Annotated in this window: 13 protein-coding genes and 1 tRNA gene; 12 read left to right on the top strand and 2 right to left on the bottom strand. The window is 46.7% G+C overall.

Features of this window, described 5'->3' with window-relative positions; genetic code table 11:
* The first annotated feature begins 61 nt into the window (after positions 1 to 61).
* The 6 genes from T456_RS0113960 to T456_RS21555 all read left to right on the top strand — a co-directional run bounded on the left by T456_RS0113960 (position 62) and on the right by T456_RS21555 (position 6,126).
* Positions 62 to 358, top strand: a complete 297-nt coding sequence (locus tag T456_RS0113960) for a hypothetical protein (RefSeq protein ID WP_024866637.1) — start codon at positions 62 to 64, stop codon at positions 356 to 358.
* Positions 359 to 376: 18 nt separating this feature from the next.
* Positions 377 to 1,111 carry a tRNA threonylcarbamoyladenosine dehydratase gene (locus T456_RS0113955; protein WP_024866636.1) on the top strand — a complete coding sequence of 245 codons (735 nt, stop codon included), beginning with the start codon at positions 377 to 379 and terminating at the stop codon, positions 1,109 to 1,111.
* A gap of 54 nt (positions 1,112 to 1,165) precedes the next feature.
* Positions 1,166 to 1,756 carry a xanthine phosphoribosyltransferase gene (locus T456_RS0113950; protein WP_024866635.1) on the top strand — a complete coding sequence of 197 codons (591 nt, stop codon included), beginning with the start codon at positions 1,166 to 1,168 and terminating at the stop codon, positions 1,754 to 1,756.
* Positions 1,757 to 2,147: 391 nt separating this feature from the next.
* On the top strand, positions 2,148 to 3,890 hold the full coding sequence (locus T456_RS0113945) for a glycoside hydrolase (RefSeq protein WP_024866634.1): 1,743 nt from the start codon (positions 2,148 to 2,150) through the stop codon (positions 3,888 to 3,890).
* A 543-nt stretch (positions 3,891 to 4,433) separates the two neighbouring features.
* Positions 4,434 to 4,516, top strand: a tRNA-Leu gene (locus T456_RS0113940).
* A 77-nt stretch (positions 4,517 to 4,593) separates the two neighbouring features.
* A complete protein-coding gene (locus T456_RS21555) occupies positions 4,594 to 6,126 on the top strand; it encodes a PP2C family protein-serine/threonine phosphatase (protein ID WP_024866633.1) in 1,533 nt (510 codons plus the stop codon).
* A 65-nt stretch (positions 6,127 to 6,191) separates the two neighbouring features.
* Here T456_RS21555 and T456_RS0113930 read toward each other — a convergent pair whose 3' ends face one another.
* Positions 6,192 to 6,803, bottom strand: a complete 612-nt coding sequence (locus T456_RS0113930; RefSeq protein WP_035802197.1) for an NUDIX hydrolase — start codon at positions 6,801 to 6,803, stop codon at positions 6,192 to 6,194.
* 97 nt (positions 6,804 to 6,900) lie between these two features.
* Here T456_RS0113930 and T456_RS21550 point away from each other — a divergent pair, with 97 nt between their 5' ends.
* The 4 genes from T456_RS21550 to T456_RS0113910 all read left to right on the top strand — a co-directional run bounded on the left by T456_RS21550 (position 6,901) and on the right by T456_RS0113910 (position 11,764).
* Positions 6,901 to 7,992, top strand: a complete 1,092-nt coding sequence (locus T456_RS21550; RefSeq protein WP_024866631.1) for an HD-GYP domain-containing protein — start codon at positions 6,901 to 6,903, stop codon at positions 7,990 to 7,992.
* Positions 7,993 to 8,168: 176 nt separating this feature from the next.
* The gene (locus T456_RS0113920; RefSeq protein WP_024866630.1) at positions 8,169 to 9,647 is read left to right on the top strand and encodes a DUF6937 domain-containing protein; all 1,479 of its coding nucleotides are present in this window, start codon (positions 8,169 to 8,171) and stop codon (positions 9,645 to 9,647) included.
* 11 nt (positions 9,648 to 9,658) lie between these two features.
* Positions 9,659 to 11,098: a glycoside-pentoside-hexuronide (GPH):cation symporter gene (locus tag T456_RS0113915; RefSeq protein ID WP_024866629.1), complete on the top strand. Its 1,440-nt coding sequence runs from the start codon at positions 9,659 to 9,661 to the stop codon at positions 11,096 to 11,098.
* Positions 11,099 to 11,155: 57 nt separating this feature from the next.
* Positions 11,156 to 11,764 carry a hypothetical protein gene (locus tag T456_RS0113910; protein WP_024866628.1) on the top strand — a complete coding sequence of 203 codons (609 nt, stop codon included), beginning with the start codon at positions 11,156 to 11,158 and terminating at the stop codon, positions 11,762 to 11,764.
* On the opposite strand, the gene T456_RS0113905 is transcribed toward T456_RS0113910, so the two are convergent.
* The gene (locus T456_RS0113905) at positions 11,752 to 12,531 is read right to left on the bottom strand and encodes a helix-turn-helix domain-containing protein (RefSeq protein ID WP_024866627.1); all 780 of its coding nucleotides are present in this window, start codon (positions 12,529 to 12,531) and stop codon (positions 11,752 to 11,754) included. The two genes, T456_RS0113910 and T456_RS0113905, sit on opposite strands and share 13 nt — an antisense overlap.
* 220 nt (positions 12,532 to 12,751) lie before the next feature.
* On the opposite strand from T456_RS0113905, the gene T456_RS21545 reads away from it, so the two are divergent.
* Together T456_RS21545 and T456_RS0113895 are read left to right on the top strand one after the other, a co-directional pair.
* Positions 12,752 to 16,642 (top strand): carbohydrate binding domain-containing protein, encoded by a 3,891-nt coding sequence (locus tag T456_RS21545; RefSeq protein WP_024866626.1) that lies wholly within the window; start codon positions 12,752 to 12,754, stop codon positions 16,640 to 16,642.
* A 671-nt stretch (positions 16,643 to 17,313) separates the two neighbouring features.
* Positions 17,314 to 17,640, top strand: a complete 327-nt coding sequence (locus tag T456_RS0113895; protein ID WP_024866625.1) for a zf-HC2 domain-containing protein — start codon at positions 17,314 to 17,316, stop codon at positions 17,638 to 17,640.
* The last annotated feature ends 39 nt before the right edge of the window (positions 17,641 to 17,679 follow it).

Genomic DNA, 17,679 nt, shown 5'->3' with positions numbered 1-17,679 from the left:
ATATCGGCGGTAAGGGGTTACCTGCTGATGAAAATACTATGGGGTCAGGAGCGAAAAAGCTATGGAGGAGCTTAGAAGATTACTGTTACATGAGATAGTTGGGGTATATGGTCCGCTGCAGGGACAGAGCATAGGGGCCATAATCATTCCGGCTTTTATCGGGGACTTTAAGAAGGTTCTGGATAAGGCGGATACATACGATGAGGTTTTTGAGGAGTACATGACCGAGGACAGGAAAGTGCATCTTATCCTGGAAGGCAGAAGGAAACTCGGAGCCAAGGGCGTGCGCCTTGAGATCACCGGGGCGGTTGTCAACGACAACAGGCTGCATCTTACCGAGGAACACTGCTTCATGTAACACGTTGAAGGAGTATGGATGACGGAAGAATTTAAGAGAACCGGGCTTATACTGGGAGCGCAGGCACTGGAGAAACTTAAGGGTTCCAGAGTCTGTGTTTTTGGCGTTGGCGGCGTTGGAAGCTATGTGGTAGAAGCCCTGGCAAGGAGCGGCGTAGGAAGCATCGATGTTGTGGACAATGACGAGGTTGCAACTTCCAATATCAACAGACAGATAATAGCCCTTCACAGCACTGTGGGAATGGCCAAAGTGGACGTCGCTAAGGACAGGATACTGGATATAAATCCGGAGTGCGAAGTCAGGGTTCATAAGTGCTTTTACCTTCCCGAAACTGCCTCGGAGTTTGAATTTGATAAATACGACTATGTGGTGGATGCCATAGACACTGTGGCTGCCAAGATAGACATCATAATGAGATGCACGGAGCTTGGAACAAGAGTGATAAGCTCCATGGGAACCGGCAACAAGCTGGATCCCACAAGGATAAAGGTTACGGACATATATAAGACGGAAGGAGACCCTCTGGCAAGAGTTATGAGGCGCGAGCTTAAAAAGCGAGGGGTTAAGAAGCTTAAGGTTGTGTACTCTTCTGAGGCGCCCTTAACGCCTGATCCCGAGATGATGGCGCAGGAGATGGCGGAGCTTGAAAAGAGCGGCTCCTCAAGGCGCTCCGTACCGGGAAGTGTTGCATTCGTCCCGTCTGTGGCAGGGCTTGTTATAGCAAGTGAAGTGGTTAAGGATCTGATAAAATAAGTCCCAATAGGACTTACAAAGTGAAACGTCCCCGTTGACTCAAAGGAGGAAGTTATGAAGCTTTTAGAGAAGATCATCGCTGAAGAAGGTCGTGTTTATCCCGGAAACATTCTGAAGGTGGACAGCTTTTTGAATCACCAGATCGACGTATCGCTGGTGGACAGGCTGGGAGAGGAACTCTACTGGAAGTATAAGGACAAGAACATCACCAAGATCCTTACCATAGAGGCTTCCGGTATTGCAGTTGCCTGCTCGGTTGCCAGGAACTTTGATGTGCCGGTGGTATTTGCCAAGAAGTCTCAGAGTCTAAATATCGGGTCAGATGTGTATGTCTCCAGAATCAGCTCTTTTACCTACGGCAAGGAGTATGATGTCACAGTATCCACGGCTTATCTGGACAAGTCCGACATAGTGCTTCTTGTGGATGACTTTATTGCAGTGGGCAATGCCATGAAGGGGCTCGTTGATATCTGCAATCAGGCCGGAGCCGGAATTGCCGGAATCGGTATCTGCATTGAAAAGGCCTTCCAGAACGGCGGCGATGACCTAAGGAAGATGGGGTACGAGGTTACTTCCCTTGCCATCATCGAGAGCATGACTGAAGATGGGCAGATCACCTTCAGGAAGCAGGAAGAGATCGGATGATGTTGGGCGCTTGAGCAGGAAGAGATCGGATGATGTTGGGCGTTTGAGCAGGAAAAGATCGGATGATGTCGGGCGTTTGATCAGGAAGAGATCGGATGATGTCGGGCGAGGGGCATGTGAATTGAGTCCTTTCCGACGCAAAGTATTCTACAAGATGATTGCGTCGGTAAAATATCACAAAAACTTGACGTTATTTCGATAAATAGCCTTTTTGAGCACTTGGTTGTCGGGATAGCGTTTGCGTTTTGGGAATTCTGTACATTATTTCGTAAAAACCACCGACGCAAAGGACCATATCAGACAAATGCGTCGGAAGCGCCTTGTCGAAATCATCGTAATCTTGTAAGTCCGACGCATAGAAAAAAATAATAAAGGAATTGTTATCAAATTTATGAAAGCTAAAATTGTGGCTCTGCTTCTGGTACTGTCACTGACCGGATGTGGAGCTTCTTCAAATGTGAATAAGAGCGCCGGGAGCGGCGAAACAGTAGTTTTGGATATCAGTGATCACCAGACCTTTAATGACACGGATTCCGATGGGTACGGTGAATTTCAGGGATGGGGAACAAGTCTTTGCTGGTGGGCCAACAGAGTAGGATACAGTGATGAGCTGACTAAGGCTTCAGCAGAAGCCTTTTTTGACCGGGAAAAGGGTCTTGGTCTTAACATCGGAAGATACAATATCGGCGGTGGCGATAACGTAACAGACGGAGCAGCTGCAGACGGGACAGGAGCCACAAACGGTGCAGTTACCACAGACGGAACAGGCACCACAGACGGAGCTACCGCGAATGGAACCTCAAGCAGTGATTTCCTTCACGAGGCCCATATAAAAAGATCCGACTCCATAGTGCCGGGATATGCCATTGACGTCACGAAGATCGATCTTGTGGCCAATACCAAAGAGTACTATGAGCAGAATTATGCAAGAGCTGATTTTGAGTGCGGCTATGCCTGGAACTATAGCTGGTATGCGGATGGGAATCAGTTAAATGTCCTTGAGGCAGCCAGGGAGAGCTACGGAGAGGATTTTATCGTTGAGGCTTTCTCTAATTCGCCGCCGTATTTTATGACGGTTACAGGCTGCAGCTCGGGAAGCCCCAAGGGCTCTACGGATAATCTCAGGGAAGATTCCTACCATGCCTTCGCAAGTTACCTTGCGGATGTGACGGAGCATCTTATAGACAGCGGTATTGCCGACGTTCAGAGCATAAGCCCCATGAACGAGCCGGCTACCAATTACTGGACAGCCTTTAGCGAGAAGCAGGAGGGCTGCCACTTCAGTCCCGGCAAATCCCAGTCAGATATAATCGTTGCCCTTGATGAGGAATTAAAGAATAAAGGCATAGATACGCTGATCTGCGGATCGGATGAGACCAGCATCAATACTTCCATTAGCTCTTTTAACAAGCTCTCGGATCAGGCAAAAGAGGCTCTCGACAGAATAGATACCCATTCCTACATGGGTGACAAACGGAAAAAGCTCAAGGAAACCGCTCTTGACGCAGGCAAAAACCTGTGGATGAGCGAGGTTGACGGAACCTATTCTCTTGGAAAGAACTCCGGTGCCATGGAGGCAGCTCTTGGCTTTGCGGATGCCATCATAACTGATGTAAACGGAATGTACCCTTCTGCCTGGATCATGTGGAACGCCGCAGACATGCATATAGACTCAAACAATGAGTTTGATACCCTGACCCGCACGGAAGCGGACCGCATTCTTTCAGAGGGAGAGCCCTTCTGGGGAATAGCCATAGCAGACCACGACAGCAAAGAACTTCTTCTTGGGAAAAAATACTACGGCTTCGGGCAGTTTACAAGATATATCAAACCCGGCTACTGCATTATAGGTTCGGGAAAAGATACATTGGCAGCCTTTGACCCTAAGGAGAATACCGTGGTCATCGTTGCGGTTAATCCCAAAGGCGATGATGTCACTAAGAACTTTGACCTTGGGTGTTTCGAGAGACCTATAGAAAGCGTTGAGGCTATCAGGACCAGCGGGGATATGGAGAGCGGCGAGAACTGGAGTGATGTTTCGGATTCCGATGAAATAGCGGTTAATGAAGGCTCTTTTTCCGCGTTATTAAAGGGATACTCAATTACGACCTATATTGTAAAGCTGGCATCGTGAAGATGATGCTGCATTTTAAAGCTGATGCTATGAAGCAAGTATTATAAAGCAAGTATTATAAAGCAGATATAATGAATTTTCGCTTGCTGTTTGTTGCTATAAAGGAATTTAATAGATTCTCCGGAGCAAGAATGGGGGATTACTGTACAGCTTTGCTTTCCTATTCTGTACAGTAAAGATATAACTGTACAAAATCACTTTTCCATTTTATGCCGTAAATTGGTGTTAAATTTACTGTACAGATTCAGTTTTATATTTCCTACAGTAATGATTTAGAGCACCTCAACCTGGATTACTATATTTTTTACTGTACAAATCATACTTTTGATATCTGTACAGTAATGAAAAAAAGTGCTTACTGTACAGAATTGAAATCCTATTGCATGCAGTAAAAAATCACGCATAAAAAACAGCGCAGAAAAGGCAGCGCATTAAAAACCATGTAGTAAAACTAATCATATAAACCATAACTTTTATTTGACGCATTTATCACCCCTGTGATAAACTAATAAGGCTGTATGCGGTGACCGCCTGCAGCCACGCGCCGGCATGTCGGAATGGCAGACGATGCAGACTCAAAATCTGTTGTGGGTAACCACGTGTGGGTTCAAGTCCCACTGCCGGCACTATATAACAGCTGATAACCAGGGGAGGCTTTGGTTATCAGTTTTTTTATAATATTAAACTTATGAGGCGGGGAATCATGGAAGGTTTGACCAAGCACAGAAGAGCGGAAGCGTTTATTATTTCAGCCATATATTTGATATTTGTAGTGGTGGTTGGAGTTCTTGTTTATCTAAGAGGAATCGACAACCTGGTGGACATCTATCTTATCAACATCGGAATAGATGTTGTGGGTATGATGATCGGATACGTTCTGTACATCTGCTGTATGATTGATGTGCAGAAGTCGGGAGCAAATTTAAAGCACCTGCTGTCTCTCATCAACGTGGCTTATCTTGGCCTTTTTGCCGATGCCTGCGCATGGCTCCTGGACGGCGTCCCCAATCTCAGGATCCTGAACATCATCGACAATACGATCTATTATTTCTGCGCTCCCATGGAGGCCTATTTCTTCTGGCTCTACACCATGACTTATCTTAAGGTGAACAAGGGAATCGTCAAGAAGCTTGGGACCATCTCAAAAGTGGGGCTGTATATCGCCCTTGGTTTAAGGGTTCTTAATCTGTTTAACGGAATATACTTCACCGTGGACGAAATGGGATTCTATCACAGAAGCCCTCTGTACATCGTGTCTTTGGTCTATGCCCTGTTCACGCTGTTCTCGGCCCTCACGGCAGTAGTGGTGGAGCGTAAGCAGCTGCAGCGGTTCCAGATCTACACCTTCTTTGTTTTTGCCATAGCACCGGCTTCAATGGGTATCATAACAACGGGAATTTACGGCCTTTCACCCACACCCGTTACAGTAATGCTCACCATCCTTATGATGTACTGCGTGCTTAACGTGACCCAGGGGCGGGAAAGAGCCGTGGCCGACAGGGACCTTACTCTGGCTTCCGCGATTCAGGAGAACATGCTTCCCAAGATCTTCCCCTACAGGCCCGACAGAGAGGAGTTCGACCTTTTTGCTACCATGAATACCGCCAAGGAAGTGGGCGGTGATTTCTATGACTATTTCATGGTTGACGAGGATCATCTGGCTCTGGTCATGGCTGATGTTTCCGGAAAAGGCATACCGGCTGCGCTGTTCATGATGGTTTCCAAGACCCTGATCAAGAACAGAGTACAGGCGGGAGACAGCCCTTCCGAGGCTCTGATCAACGTTAACAGGCAGCTATGCGAGGGCAACAGCGCTGAGCTGTTCGTTACCGTATGGCTGGCAATCCTTGATATCACCACGGGAAAAGGCGTGGCTGTGAACGCGGGACATGAGCACCCGGCCTTTAAGAAAGCAGGCGGAGAGTACGAGCTGGTGGTTTACAGGCATTCGCCGGCGGTGGCAACTTTGGACGGCATCAAATACAAGGACCATGAATTTGAGCTTAACCCCGGAGATATGCTGTTCGTGTATACCGACGGAGTTACGGAAGCTACCAATATCAACAATGAGTTATTTGGGGAAAAGAGATTGCTTGAAGCCCTGAATTCTGATAAAGACGCTGACCCGCAGCAGATCCTGTCCAATGTTCAAAAGCATGTGGACGGATTCGTTAAAGATGCGGACCAGTTCGATGACATAACAATGCTGTGCCTTAAGTATAACGGTAAGAAATAAGTAGATGCGGAGCCGTTACATCCGGCCTCTGCCCATGCGCAAGGACCAGGATATACGCGGAGCCGTTACATCTTTTCCCTGGCCATGTACCAGGCAAGGATGTGAAGGGACTGCTTGAAGTCGCCGCCAAAGATGCGGTTTTTGAGCTCATCCTCGGAGAGCAGCTCCACATTTAAAAATTCCGAAAAATCAAGATGCTGGCCGCTGACGTGCTTGCAGCCCTTTGCAAGATAGATGTGCACGTTGCTGTTGGAGAGAGTGGCATTGGCGGGAACGGTGATAAGATGTGTCCAGTCCTCGGAAACATAGCCGGTCTCCTCCTGAAGCTCACGCTTGGCGGTTTCAAAAGCTTCTTCTTCGGTAGCGATGATGTTCTTATCTGTGATATAGGGGACATCGCTTTTCTCTTTATATTCTATGCCGCCGGCAGGGAACTCAGTGGTGATCTCATCAAGGCCGTGTCTGTACTGCTTAACGCAGATGTATCTGCCTTCCTCATCCAGAGCCACCACAACAGAAAAGCTGTGCTTAGAATAATTGTAGACGGGACCAATCTTGGTGCCGTCGGGCAGTTCGTATATGTTCCTTCTGAAATCTATCCATTCATCCTGTATAACGTGTTCCTCTTTATACAGTTTCCAACTTAAGTTATCTGACATGACTATCTCCTGATTCATTCTTTTTCCTCGTGTATGATAGCACAATATCATTTTTAATTCCATTACGATATATGGTATAATTATAAATGATGATTCATTATGAATGGAGGCCTGAATGAAACTAGTTTCCGTTAACAAACTGGAACCCGGGATGGTGGTATCTGAGAATATCTATACCCTTGACGACAGACTGGTCCTGACAAAGGGCACGGTTCTTGACAGTAACGGCATTGAGAAGATCAAGGCCCATTCCCTTTATAATATCTTCGTTGAGAATGAGAAGAAACCTGTGGCCGCATCTACCGAGAAGAAGGAGAAGGTGGACCCCAATCTTTCCTATTCCCAGCGTCTTAAGAATACGGAGAGTTTCATCAGATTCAAACAGCACATTGAGGAGAACGCTGAAAAGCTTGAGGAATCCTTCAGGCTTATTGCCAATGAGTCCGTACCTCTTGATGTAGATAAGCTTACAGAGCCTGTCTATCACCTGTTCGTTGAAGCGGGCGGATCCGCAGGCGTTTTTGACATGCTCCATAACCTGAGGGACAGCAGTGATGCCGTTTACATGCACAGTCTTAATGTGTCCCTTATCTGCAATACACTTGCCACCTGGATGAGATTGCCTACCGAGACCATACAGATCGCAACGGCAGGCGGACTTCTTCACGACATCGGTAAGGTTCTCATGCCTCCGGATCTTGTCAATAAGACTGAGGCTTTAACAGAGTACGAGCAGAAGGCCATGAGAGAGCATGTTATAAAAGGGTATGATCTTGTTAAGAACATGGACATCGATCAGAGGATAAAGAACTGTATCCTGATGCACCATGAAATGCGAGACGGAAGCGGATATCCCTTCCATATCAAGAATGATCAGATAGACGAAGTTGCTTCCATAGTTACGGTTGCCAACGTATATGAAGCTCTTACGGCCACAAGGACCTACAGGGCACCGGTATGTCCTTTTACCATCATAGCTAACTTTGAAGACAACGGAATTGATAAGTACAGTCCAAATGTTATCATGACCTTCCTTAGCAACGTGGTAAATACATTCATAGCAAACCGCGTTCTTTTGAATAACGGTCAGTCCGGGGATATAATTTTTGTTAATCCGGACCATCTTTCAAGGCCCACGATTAAAGTCGGAGATCAGTTTGTGGATCTTAGTCAGAACAGGAATCTTTCCATCGTCTCCATCATATGAGTAATATTGCACAAAATCGGGAAACGAAAATTGTAAAAAGCGTTTCTTGCTAGATTTATGCCGATAATGATACTATAAAAACATGGAAACCAAAAACACGAAAATGGTTTCCGAGAAACAGGAAATATTCTCACAAAGCGCCCGGCTCAGCCGGAGTCTGCAGAACGGAAGGTATCATGACAGATAAGTCGAAGGTTATTTTTGGTAATGTTATCAGTGGAAAGGCCTACAACAAGGCTGTTAAATCCAAGAAGAAATTCATGAAAAAGTACGGAGATGATTCTTCTGTGGATTACAAGATAAAGGTAGAGGACAACGAAGTTATCGGACCTCTTCTCGGGGTAAAAAATATAGTGGTAACTTCTAAGATCCCGTCAAATGAGGGACAGATAGATACAGATAAGGGAATCATCGTCGGCAACATCCGTATGGGCTTCGGCCACTACCGCATTTCAATGGCCATGGCTTCCTATGCAAGGCACCTTGGCTATACACCTTACTGGATGGATCTTAATTCCTATAAGGAAACCACCTGCACCAAGGTCATCGGTGCACAGAACGATCTGTATTCACTGGGATCAAGGCTTTCCAAGAATCCCATTTTCAACAAGCTGGTCTGGGAGCCCACCAACTACGAGGGCTTCAGGGCTCTGACCTATAATTCAGCAGATCAGAAGAACGCAGAGCTTATGGCTCCCGTTTACAGAAATGTTCCCAAGGACATTCCCGTTATCGCAACCCACGTATGGCCCGCTCAGGCAGCCATCCATGCGGGAATGAAATATGTTGTAAATGCGATCCCCGACAACTGGCCTATGGCGCTTCACCTTTCAGAGGGCAGCGTTCATACGATCCAGTGCCGCAACGCATACATGGGTTACAGGATCCTCAACGGTATGGACAAGAAGAATGTCTGCAAGCCCATGCCTCAGGACAGCCTGGTTTACACAGGACATTACATAGACTATGAGCTTGTTAGCAATATAGATAAGGACTGCGAGGCAAGAATGGTCAGAAAAGAGACCGGAAAGCCCATGAGATTTCTTTTGACCATCGGCGGAGCCGGAGCTCAGAAGGAGATCTTCTCAGAGATAATAAAGCACCTGATCCCTTACATCAAAGAGGGCAAGGCTGCTCTTTATGTGAACGTGGGAGATTACAGAAACGTCTGGGATGAGCTGGTAAAAGAGATCCCGGGTATGAGGGAACTCTCCACAGAGCACATGGACAATTGGGAGGATACACTTCAGTTTACAGAGAAGGCTCTTTTGCCTCTTACTGAAGTTACAGGAATCCACGGATTCTATCACGCAGACATCTTCAAGGCGGTATACGCAACGAACCTTCTTATGAGAAGCTGCGACGTACTGGTTACAAAGCCAAGTGAATTGGCATTCTACCCGGTACCCAAGCTCTTCATCAAGAGAGTGGGCAAGCACGAGATGTGGGGCGCCATCCACTCAGCCGAGATCGGCGACGGAACACTGGAGTGCAGGGACATCCCTCACACCATTCAGATGTTGGAGCAGTTCCTGCACACAGAGCTTCTAAACGAGATGTGCGGATGCATAGTTGATAACAATAAAGCCGGAATTTATGACGGGGCGAAAAAAGTAGTTGAGCTTGCTGTAAAGCTCAAGGAGGAAGGTAAATAATGGACGAGAAGATGAAACTTACGGGAGCCGCAAAGGCTTCTTACGGACTGGGTGCTGTGGGAAAAGACATGGTGTACATGCTTTCCGCATCCTATGTGCTTTACTATTTCCAGGACATTCTGGGAGTTAGCGCGGCAGCAATGGGCGTTATCCTTATGGTTGCCAGAGTATTTGATGCTTTTAACGATCCCATCATGGGAGCTATCGTTGCCAAGACCAAGACAAAATGGGGTAAGTTCAGACCCTGGCTTCTTATCGGTACAGTAACCAATGCAATCGTGCTGGCTCTTATGTTCTCAGCACCTCCGTCACTTACACCCGGCGGACTGGTTGCATTTGCAGCAGTTACCTATATCCTTTGGGGCGTAACCTACACAATGATGGACATCCCTTACTGGTCAATGATCCCTGCTTTCACAGAGGGCGGCAAAGAGCGTGAAGGCCTCACAACCCTTGCCCGTTCCTGCGCAGGTGTAGGCTCTGCTCTTATCACCATCGTAACAGTTATCTCTGTTTCAGCTCTGGGCCACATGTTCGGCGGAGCCGGAATTTCAGACAGGGAAGTTGAGAGAATCGGTTTCTCATATTTTGCAATCATCGTAGCCATTCTCTTTGTTATATTTACAGTTATCTGCTGCATCAATGTTAAAGAGAAGTCCACAGTTGAGATGAAGACAGCTTCAATCGGAGAGATGTTCAAGGCGCTTCTTCAGAACGATCAGGCAATGGCGGTTGTTGTAGCCATCGTTGTGGTAAACTGCTCGATCTATATCACATCAAACCTGGTTATCTACTTCTTTAAGTATGACTTTGGCGGAACAGGCTGGAAGGGCGACTACACACTGTTCTCAACCTTCGGCGGCGGAATACAGATCCTTTCCATGATGATCCTGTATCCTTTCCTCAGAAGATTCTTTACATCGATCAAGATCTACTTTATAAGCATGGGAATGGCCATTGCCGGATACATTTCACTTCTTGTTCTTGCATCCACATCCATGAGCAATGTTTTCCTTCTGTTTGTTCCCGGCTTCTTTATCTTTGCAGCCAACGGAATGCTTGCGGTTATCACAACAGTATTCCTTGCAAACACCGTTGATTACGGTGAACTCAAGAACTACAGAAGAGATGAGTCGGTAATATTCTCAATGCAGACCTTCGTTGTAAAGCTTGCTTCAGGTATTTCCGCACTTATCGCAGCTCTTGCGCTTCAGATTCTGGCTCTTTCTAACGACACAGAAGAGGGTGCAACAGCCGTTGACTATTCCCTGGGTGTTGCAGCATCCCAGAAGATGGGGCTTAGAATGACCATGACTATCATCCCCATCATCGGACTTGTATTTGCTATTTTCTGGTTCAAAAAGAAATACATCTTAAATGATGAGAAGTTAAAAGAAATCTCTGCTGAACTTGTCCAGAGAAAAACTGCCGAGTTGGAACATGAACATTGAAATGCGATCATAAATAAGCATATAATTAATTAAAACGTCCGAAAGGAGCTTATGCTTATGAAGTCAGATATAATGGTCATCGGGACCAATCAGGATTTTACAAAAAAGGCACTGGATTTCACGGAGCAGTACGCAGGAAACCTTCCCAAGAAGGCACATCTTCGCATCCGTCTTGTGGCCGAGGAACTTATGAACCTGTTCAGATCCATTACAGGTGAGATGGAGGCAGAGTACTGGATTGAGAATGAGAGCAATATCTTTACTCTTCATCTTGATACAGAGACTATCATGTTTGCCAAGAAGAGACAGGAGCTTATGGAACTGTCCTCCACCAAGGAGAACGCCGCAGCAAAGGGTGTTATCGGCAAGATAAGAGAGGCTTTTGAGCTGGCTCTTTTACCGATGGATGAGAGAGAGGCTATGCTGTCACGTTACTCATTTTTTGGATTTACATCCGCCGATTCCATGAATTCAACTCCGGAAGATGTGTGGAGAATGAGCGATTACATTGCAGAAGTCAATAAGAGTGATGACACAGAATTTGTTCAGGAGGCCAAGGATGAGCTGGAGAAGTCCATCATTGCCAACCTGGCCAAAGATGTAACAATATCAATACGTGGAGACAAGGTTTCCATGGCAGTTGTTTTTGACGGTCACATCAGCTGATCGCCTGTAAAATCATCATCAGAACCTTTCCAATGAGTACCGTAGTACATACTGCGGTACTTTTTTGGTGTCATTTTTGTCTCTTCCTTAAAGAGTTTGATGAAGTGACTCTGGGAGGAAAAGGACAGATATTGGGCGATCTCTACAAGGGTGAAGTCAGAGAAGCGAAGTAGATTCTTGGCTTTGTCCAGCTTGACCTTTCTTATGTAGTCGCTGACGGGAACGCCCACCTCGCTCTTAAAGAGCCTTGAGATATAGCTGGGCGAATTGCCTGTGACTGCAGCAAGATCGTCAATGGTGACCCTGTCCTTGATGTGGGCATAGATGTAGTTCATGCACTCGGAAACCGGGCGGGAGAGGGAGGAACTCTGCTTAAGAAGCTGCATGCGCCTGGTGTAATCAAGGACCATCTTGTTATGCCACTTCTCGATTTCTTCCTCGTTACTTGCGAAGTCAAGCTTACCTATATAGTAGTCGCTGAGCCTGAAGGACTGCTCCATCTCCATGCCGTTCTCGGTGCATATTCTGGAGACCAGGGCGGCGGTAACAACAAAATGATATTTAAGATTGAGCACGGGATCCTTGGAGAGGGTACCTACACCTTCCTTGTCCAGGAATCTGTGCTGTCTGCAGTTCTCCGTGATTGCCTCCACATCCCCGGAAGCTACCTGTCTGTAGAAGAGAAGCTCGTCGGTCTGTGGGCGGTGTATCATATCTGATTCGGGGCTTAGGAATTCTACCTTTACCCAGTCGTTTCCTGTTTTCATGGTCGTGATCCTGCTTTCGTAGTGAAAGGGCGGCCGCATCGGGCGGCTGTAGCTGCGTCGCTTATGGAATGAGCGAAAATAATATTTTCTTGTGATGATTATATCATTATATGTCATGAAAATGTTATTTTTGGCTCTTTTTTTGTATAGAAAATCAACTTAAACGTTTAATATCTGTTTATAAATTATTTATAAATGCTTTGTTTCAAGGAGAGGATTTATGAGAAAGGTTTATTTCAGGAAAACAGTTGTTGGTCTTCTGGCTGCAGCTCTTGCAGTGACCACCCTCAGTGGAAATGCATTTGCGGGAAGCACTTCCGTTGCCGCAGAAGATGACGGTTATTCACTGGTCTGGGAGGACAACTTCGACGGTAACAGTCTTAACACTTCCGACTGGAATGTGGAGACCCACGAGCCCGGCTGGGTTAACAATGAGCTTCAAAGGTACACGTCTCTTGACGAGGGCAACATTGAGGTGAAGGACGGAAGCCTCTATATCAAGCCCCATTACGAGGCAGGCTCAGAGGAAGCGGTAAGCGAGCAGGCACAGGACACATATATTTCTTTTGAATTTACGGTATGGGATGAAGTCACCGAGGACATCGCACTTCAGATCAACATGGGAAAGATCAGCGGAATTGCTGATGCTCCCACACCTACCAATGTAGTGATAAAGGACGCTTCTCTTAAGGAAGTGCTGGCAGTTACGGAAGATTCTTCAAAGGCAGCTGAGGTAAAAAAGACTGCTCTTTTAGCGGAAGAGAAAGTCGCAGCTGAGGATGAAACTGAGGATGAAGAAGATGCTAAGGCAGCTGAGAGCGATACAGCTGATGAGACCAATGAAGAGGAAAGCAGCGATACTGCAGTTACAGGCAGCGTAGTAGAGGATAAGGCAGATGACACCTCTGATGCTGCAGCAGAAGACGAGACTGCGAAAACGGATGAAGCAGAAGAAACAGAAGAAACAGAAGAAACTGCCGATCCTGCAGTATCCACGGAGACTGTAGTTGTAACTCCTGAATTTACAGGTGCTGAAGGCGATGACGGAGCACTGACTGGATCAATCGAGGAGCACCTTTCAGATGAGATGCTGACAAATCCCGGATTTAACGGCGGAGATGGCTGGTACTGCGGATTCAATGCACCCGGCGAGGGCACATGCTCTTTTGACGGCGAAGCAAATATTACCATAAACAATTGCGGCAATGAGAACTGGCATGTACAGCTCAATCAGAACGGAATTAAGCTGGAGCAGGGCCACACCTATAGATTCTCAATGACAGCATCTTCAAATGTTGATAAGTACGTTGAAATCAACTTCATGAGCGTACCTTCATACAAGTGGTATGGCGGTGGCGGACAGAGCCTTATTAAGGGCTCCCAGGCAAGCGGCGGCGCCGGACAGAGTGAGATCACTTCAGGCCGTATTACAACCCAGAACAAGCACGACTTTACCTATGGCCGTTTCGAAGCAAGAGCCAAGGTGCCTGCAGGAAAGGGATATCTTCCCGCGTTCTGGCTCATGGCAACGGACGAAGGCCTTTACGGCCAGTGGCCTAAGTGCGGCGAGATCGACATCATGGAGGTAATGGGACAGGATACAGGAAAGTCCTATCACACAATCCATTATGGTTACAGTGCAGACACAGGACATAAGGAAAATCAGGGCTCCAAGGTTCTCGGAGGCAACAGCTTCTCTGATGAGTACCATGTATTCACCATTGACTGGGATCCCGGCAAGATAACCTGGTACGTTGACGGAGAAGAAGTTTATTCAACAGATGACTGGTACACGGGAACCGATGATGACAACCAGATCACATATCCCGCACCTTTTGACCAGAACTTCTATATCATCCTTAACCTTGCAGTAGGCGGAAGCTGGGTAGGATATCCGGGGGAGGCTGAATATGCGCAGATGAATGACAAAGCATATGAGATCGACTATGTAAAGGTTTATCAGAAGTCTGCTGAAGAATATGCAAGACTTGAAAAAGAGGCTAAGAAGCCTGAGAAGAGCGAAGTAAAGTTCAGAGAGGCCGATGCTACAGGCAATTTTGTAGTAAACGGTGACTTTGCAGAAGATATCTCTTTTGACGGAGCGGCAGGGGCTGATCCCGATAACTGGAAGCTTCACCTTGAGAGTGATGCCGCCGGTACTACTTACGAGGTAAAAGACAATGCGATAACAATCACGCCTTCTGTTGTAGGCGGACAGAATCACAGCGTTCAGCTCAAGCAGGAGAACATCCCCATGTACAAGGGATGGGAGTATGAGCTCACATTTGATGCAGTATCAACCGAGGACAGAAATATCGTTATCGATGTGGAAGGTCCTGACAGAGGCTGGACAAGATACATGCAGGATACAACCGTTGCGGTTGGCACACAGAAGCAGTCATTCACATATTCTTTTACCATGGAAAAGAAGACTGACGCCAACGGATCACTGGAATTCAATTTAGGAAACCGGGGCACCACAGCACCTGTAACAATCTCCAACGTAAGACTTACACATAAGTCGGGAGACGAGATCTCTGAGGACAAGTCAAAGACCATTAGACCTGACGGCAACTACATCTACAACGGATCCTTTGACCAGGGCGATAGAAGACTCGGCTATTGGGAGTTCTCCGATGAGGATGCTGAGAATATTTCGGTTACAAATTCAGGAAACGTAAGAGAGCTCAAGGTTGAAGTACCTGAAGGCAAAACAGTAACACTTAAGCAGACACAGCTGTCACCCCTTGGAAACGGCACCTATGAAGTCAGCTTTGATGCAAGAACTGAAGACGGCGCAGCAGACGGCGTAAGGCTGGATGTTGCCGGAACAGAATATACACCTTCACTTAAAGGAGAAAATGGAAAATATGCAAAGAAGATTTCTGTCGAAAACTCAAAAACCCGTGAAGAATCCTACATTGAGATTCTGTTCGTAAAACCCGGTACTTACTACATTGACAACGTATTCCTGGGAGAGGCTGCTCTTATCAAAAACGGTTCCTTCAATGCAGGATTGACAGGTTTTGCTCCTTACCTCAACGACGGAGCTAAGGCAACCTACGTTGTTGACAACATGAACGGCAACGACAATACCTTTGCAATTACAATTGACGATACCGGCGACACAGACTGGTACGTTCAGCTGAACCAGGATGGCGTAACTCTGGAAGAGGGTAAGACATATTTCTTCTCACTGAGGATGAGATCGGACATTGAGAGAAAGGTTTCCTACATGCTCCAGCAGTTCGAGGGCAACTGGTCCTGCTACAGCGGAACAGGCGTTGTAGAGATCGGACCTCAGTGGCAGACCTTTGAGAATACCTTTACCATGAATTATCCTACTGATATCGCTTCAAGATTCAATGTGACCATGGGAGCTGTAGCAGGTGAGAGAATTTCTGAGAAGCACAATGTTTATGTAGACGATATCATTCTTTATGAGGTTAAGGGAGAGGCTGAAGGCGGAGAAGTGAAGCCGAATCCCGAGCCCGGAACAGATACGCCCGAGCCGGCAGTGCCTAAGCCTGGGACTTCCGGAAATGGCGCTGGCGGAAGCGGAAGTGGTGGAAACGGCGGCAATGGCGGCGCAAACAATGGTGGAAGTAGCGCAGCGAGCGCACCTGTAAACCAGGCTAATACCTCCACAGCAGCTGCAGGTACAGCTTTAGCATCAGCAAATACCGCAGCACCTCAGGTTCTTGGTGAGGCAAGAACTCCCGTAAAGTCTTCCGGCAAGAGCACTGTCACAGGCTCAAACGCAAATGCAAATGCTTCTTCAGATAATGCGGCAACAGGTAATGCAGCTGCAGGTGATGCAGTTGCAGGTGATGCAGTAACCGGAGACAACGCAGCAGCAAGCACTGAGACTGAAGCAGTAACCACAGAGGAAGCAACAAAGACAGAGGAGTCTGTAGTCCTTAATGATGAGAAGCCCGCAGCTGAGGAAACTCCTGCGAAGTCAGCAGATATTTCGGAAGAGGAAACACCTCTCGCAGCAGCACCTGCCGAGCAGGGATCCAATACCCTCCTGATTGTGATCCTTGCGGCAATCGCTGCAGCAATAGCAGCAGGCGGATTTGCTTATATCAGAGTCTTCAGGAAGAAATAATCCTGTTGATTTATACACTTCTACACATAATTCACTAACCCTTTGAAAAAGTGGCCTTTGCCAAGGAGTTGATCAGATTATCAGGATCGGATCATCCGGGCGAGGCCTCTTTTTCAATTACCATGCGAACAGTACCGGCAGGTTCCAGGCAGCCGGTAACTATTCACAGGCTGTTCGGCTCACGCATGATCTAACTGATTACCATGTGTGGGCCTAATTGTATTTGTATGTAAAAGTGCGGCACACCGCAAATGTAATTTGTGAGCCTAAATCCTTCGATAATTGAATTTGCGGCTTATAAAAAACGCAGACGTCCTGATCTCCCTGTGCTGCATTACATACTTATGTCTTGTATTAGGCACATGTATAATCCGTTCCTGCGCTCTTTTCTGTGCTGCATATATCTTTATCCCAAGTTTTCGGCACATTGCAGATGTAATTTATGAGCCTAAATCATTCAAAATTTGAATTTGTGGCATATAAAACCGCAGACGCTCTGATCACCATGTGCCGCATTACCGCTTAAATTTTGTAATAGGCACATTCGTTATTCATTTCTGTGAATGATGACCGTAGTTGTAGAATCAGCCCATTTGTGGTATTCTATATCTTGTACAATTAGATGTAAAATGCCCTTTTGGAAATACAATATCTAGAAGAGTAGACTGATCATGATGACATGTAAGGACGCAGACAAGTTAATACCGCTTTTTCTGGACGATGATCTGGATAATCAGGATTTATCTGATTTCCTGGATCATATCGACTCATGTCCTGAATGCAAGGAGGAGCTGACAATTCAGTTCCTTGTTAAAGTCGGCATGCAGAGGCTTGAAGATGGCAATACCTTTAACCTTGCGGGAGAGCTGAATTATCTTCTCAAGGATGCCAGAAAAAGGCTTCGCCGTCGCAGGAACCTGGTGTTTACCAGTTATATTCTGGAGATCGCGGTGGCTGCTCTGGCAGTTATCTGCCTGACGCTTGCCATAGTACTTTAATAGCAGCCCCTGATCTGCCTGACGCTCACAATAGTCCTT

It is taken from the genome of Butyrivibrio sp. FCS014, assembly GCF_000526935.1.
In the GTDB taxonomy this organism is placed as follows: Bacteria; Bacillota; Clostridia; order Lachnospirales; family Lachnospiraceae; genus Butyrivibrio.
Note: the sequence above shows the minus strand (reverse complement) of the source record. Positions and strands in the feature narration are given on the sequence as shown.

Bases quoted from the DNA above. Each gene is read 5' to 3' on its own strand.
- T456_RS0113895 (WP_024866625.1), top strand. From the start codon at position 17,314: ATGATGACATGTAAGGACGCAGACAAGTTAATACCGCTTTTTCTGGAC.
- T456_RS0113930 (WP_035802197.1), bottom strand. From the start codon at position 6,803: ATGAATCAGGAGATAGTCATGTCAGATAACTTAAGTTGGAAACTGTAT.
- T456_RS0113905 (WP_024866627.1), bottom strand. From the start codon at position 12,531: ATGAAAACAGGAAACGACTGGGTAAAGGTAGAATTCCTAAGCCCCGAA.
- T456_RS21555 (WP_024866633.1), top strand. From the start codon at position 4,594: ATGGAAGGTTTGACCAAGCACAGAAGAGCGGAAGCGTTTATTATTTCA.
- T456_RS21550 (WP_024866631.1), top strand. From the start codon at position 6,901: ATGAAACTAGTTTCCGTTAACAAACTGGAACCCGGGATGGTGGTATCT.
- T456_RS0113955 (WP_024866636.1), top strand. From the start codon at position 377: ATGACGGAAGAATTTAAGAGAACCGGGCTTATACTGGGAGCGCAGGCA.
- T456_RS0113915 (WP_024866629.1), top strand. From the start codon at position 9,659: ATGAAACTTACGGGAGCCGCAAAGGCTTCTTACGGACTGGGTGCTGTG.
- T456_RS21545 (WP_024866626.1), top strand. From the start codon at position 12,752: ATGAGAAAGGTTTATTTCAGGAAAACAGTTGTTGGTCTTCTGGCTGCA.
- T456_RS0113945 (WP_024866634.1), top strand. From the start codon at position 2,148: ATGAAAGCTAAAATTGTGGCTCTGCTTCTGGTACTGTCACTGACCGGA.
- T456_RS0113920 (WP_024866630.1), top strand. From the start codon at position 8,169: ATGACAGATAAGTCGAAGGTTATTTTTGGTAATGTTATCAGTGGAAAG.
- T456_RS0113950 (WP_024866635.1), top strand. From the start codon at position 1,166: ATGAAGCTTTTAGAGAAGATCATCGCTGAAGAAGGTCGTGTTTATCCC.
- T456_RS0113960 (WP_024866637.1), top strand. From the start codon at position 62: ATGGAGGAGCTTAGAAGATTACTGTTACATGAGATAGTTGGGGTATAT.
- T456_RS0113910 (WP_024866628.1), top strand. From the start codon at position 11,156: ATGAAGTCAGATATAATGGTCATCGGGACCAATCAGGATTTTACAAAA.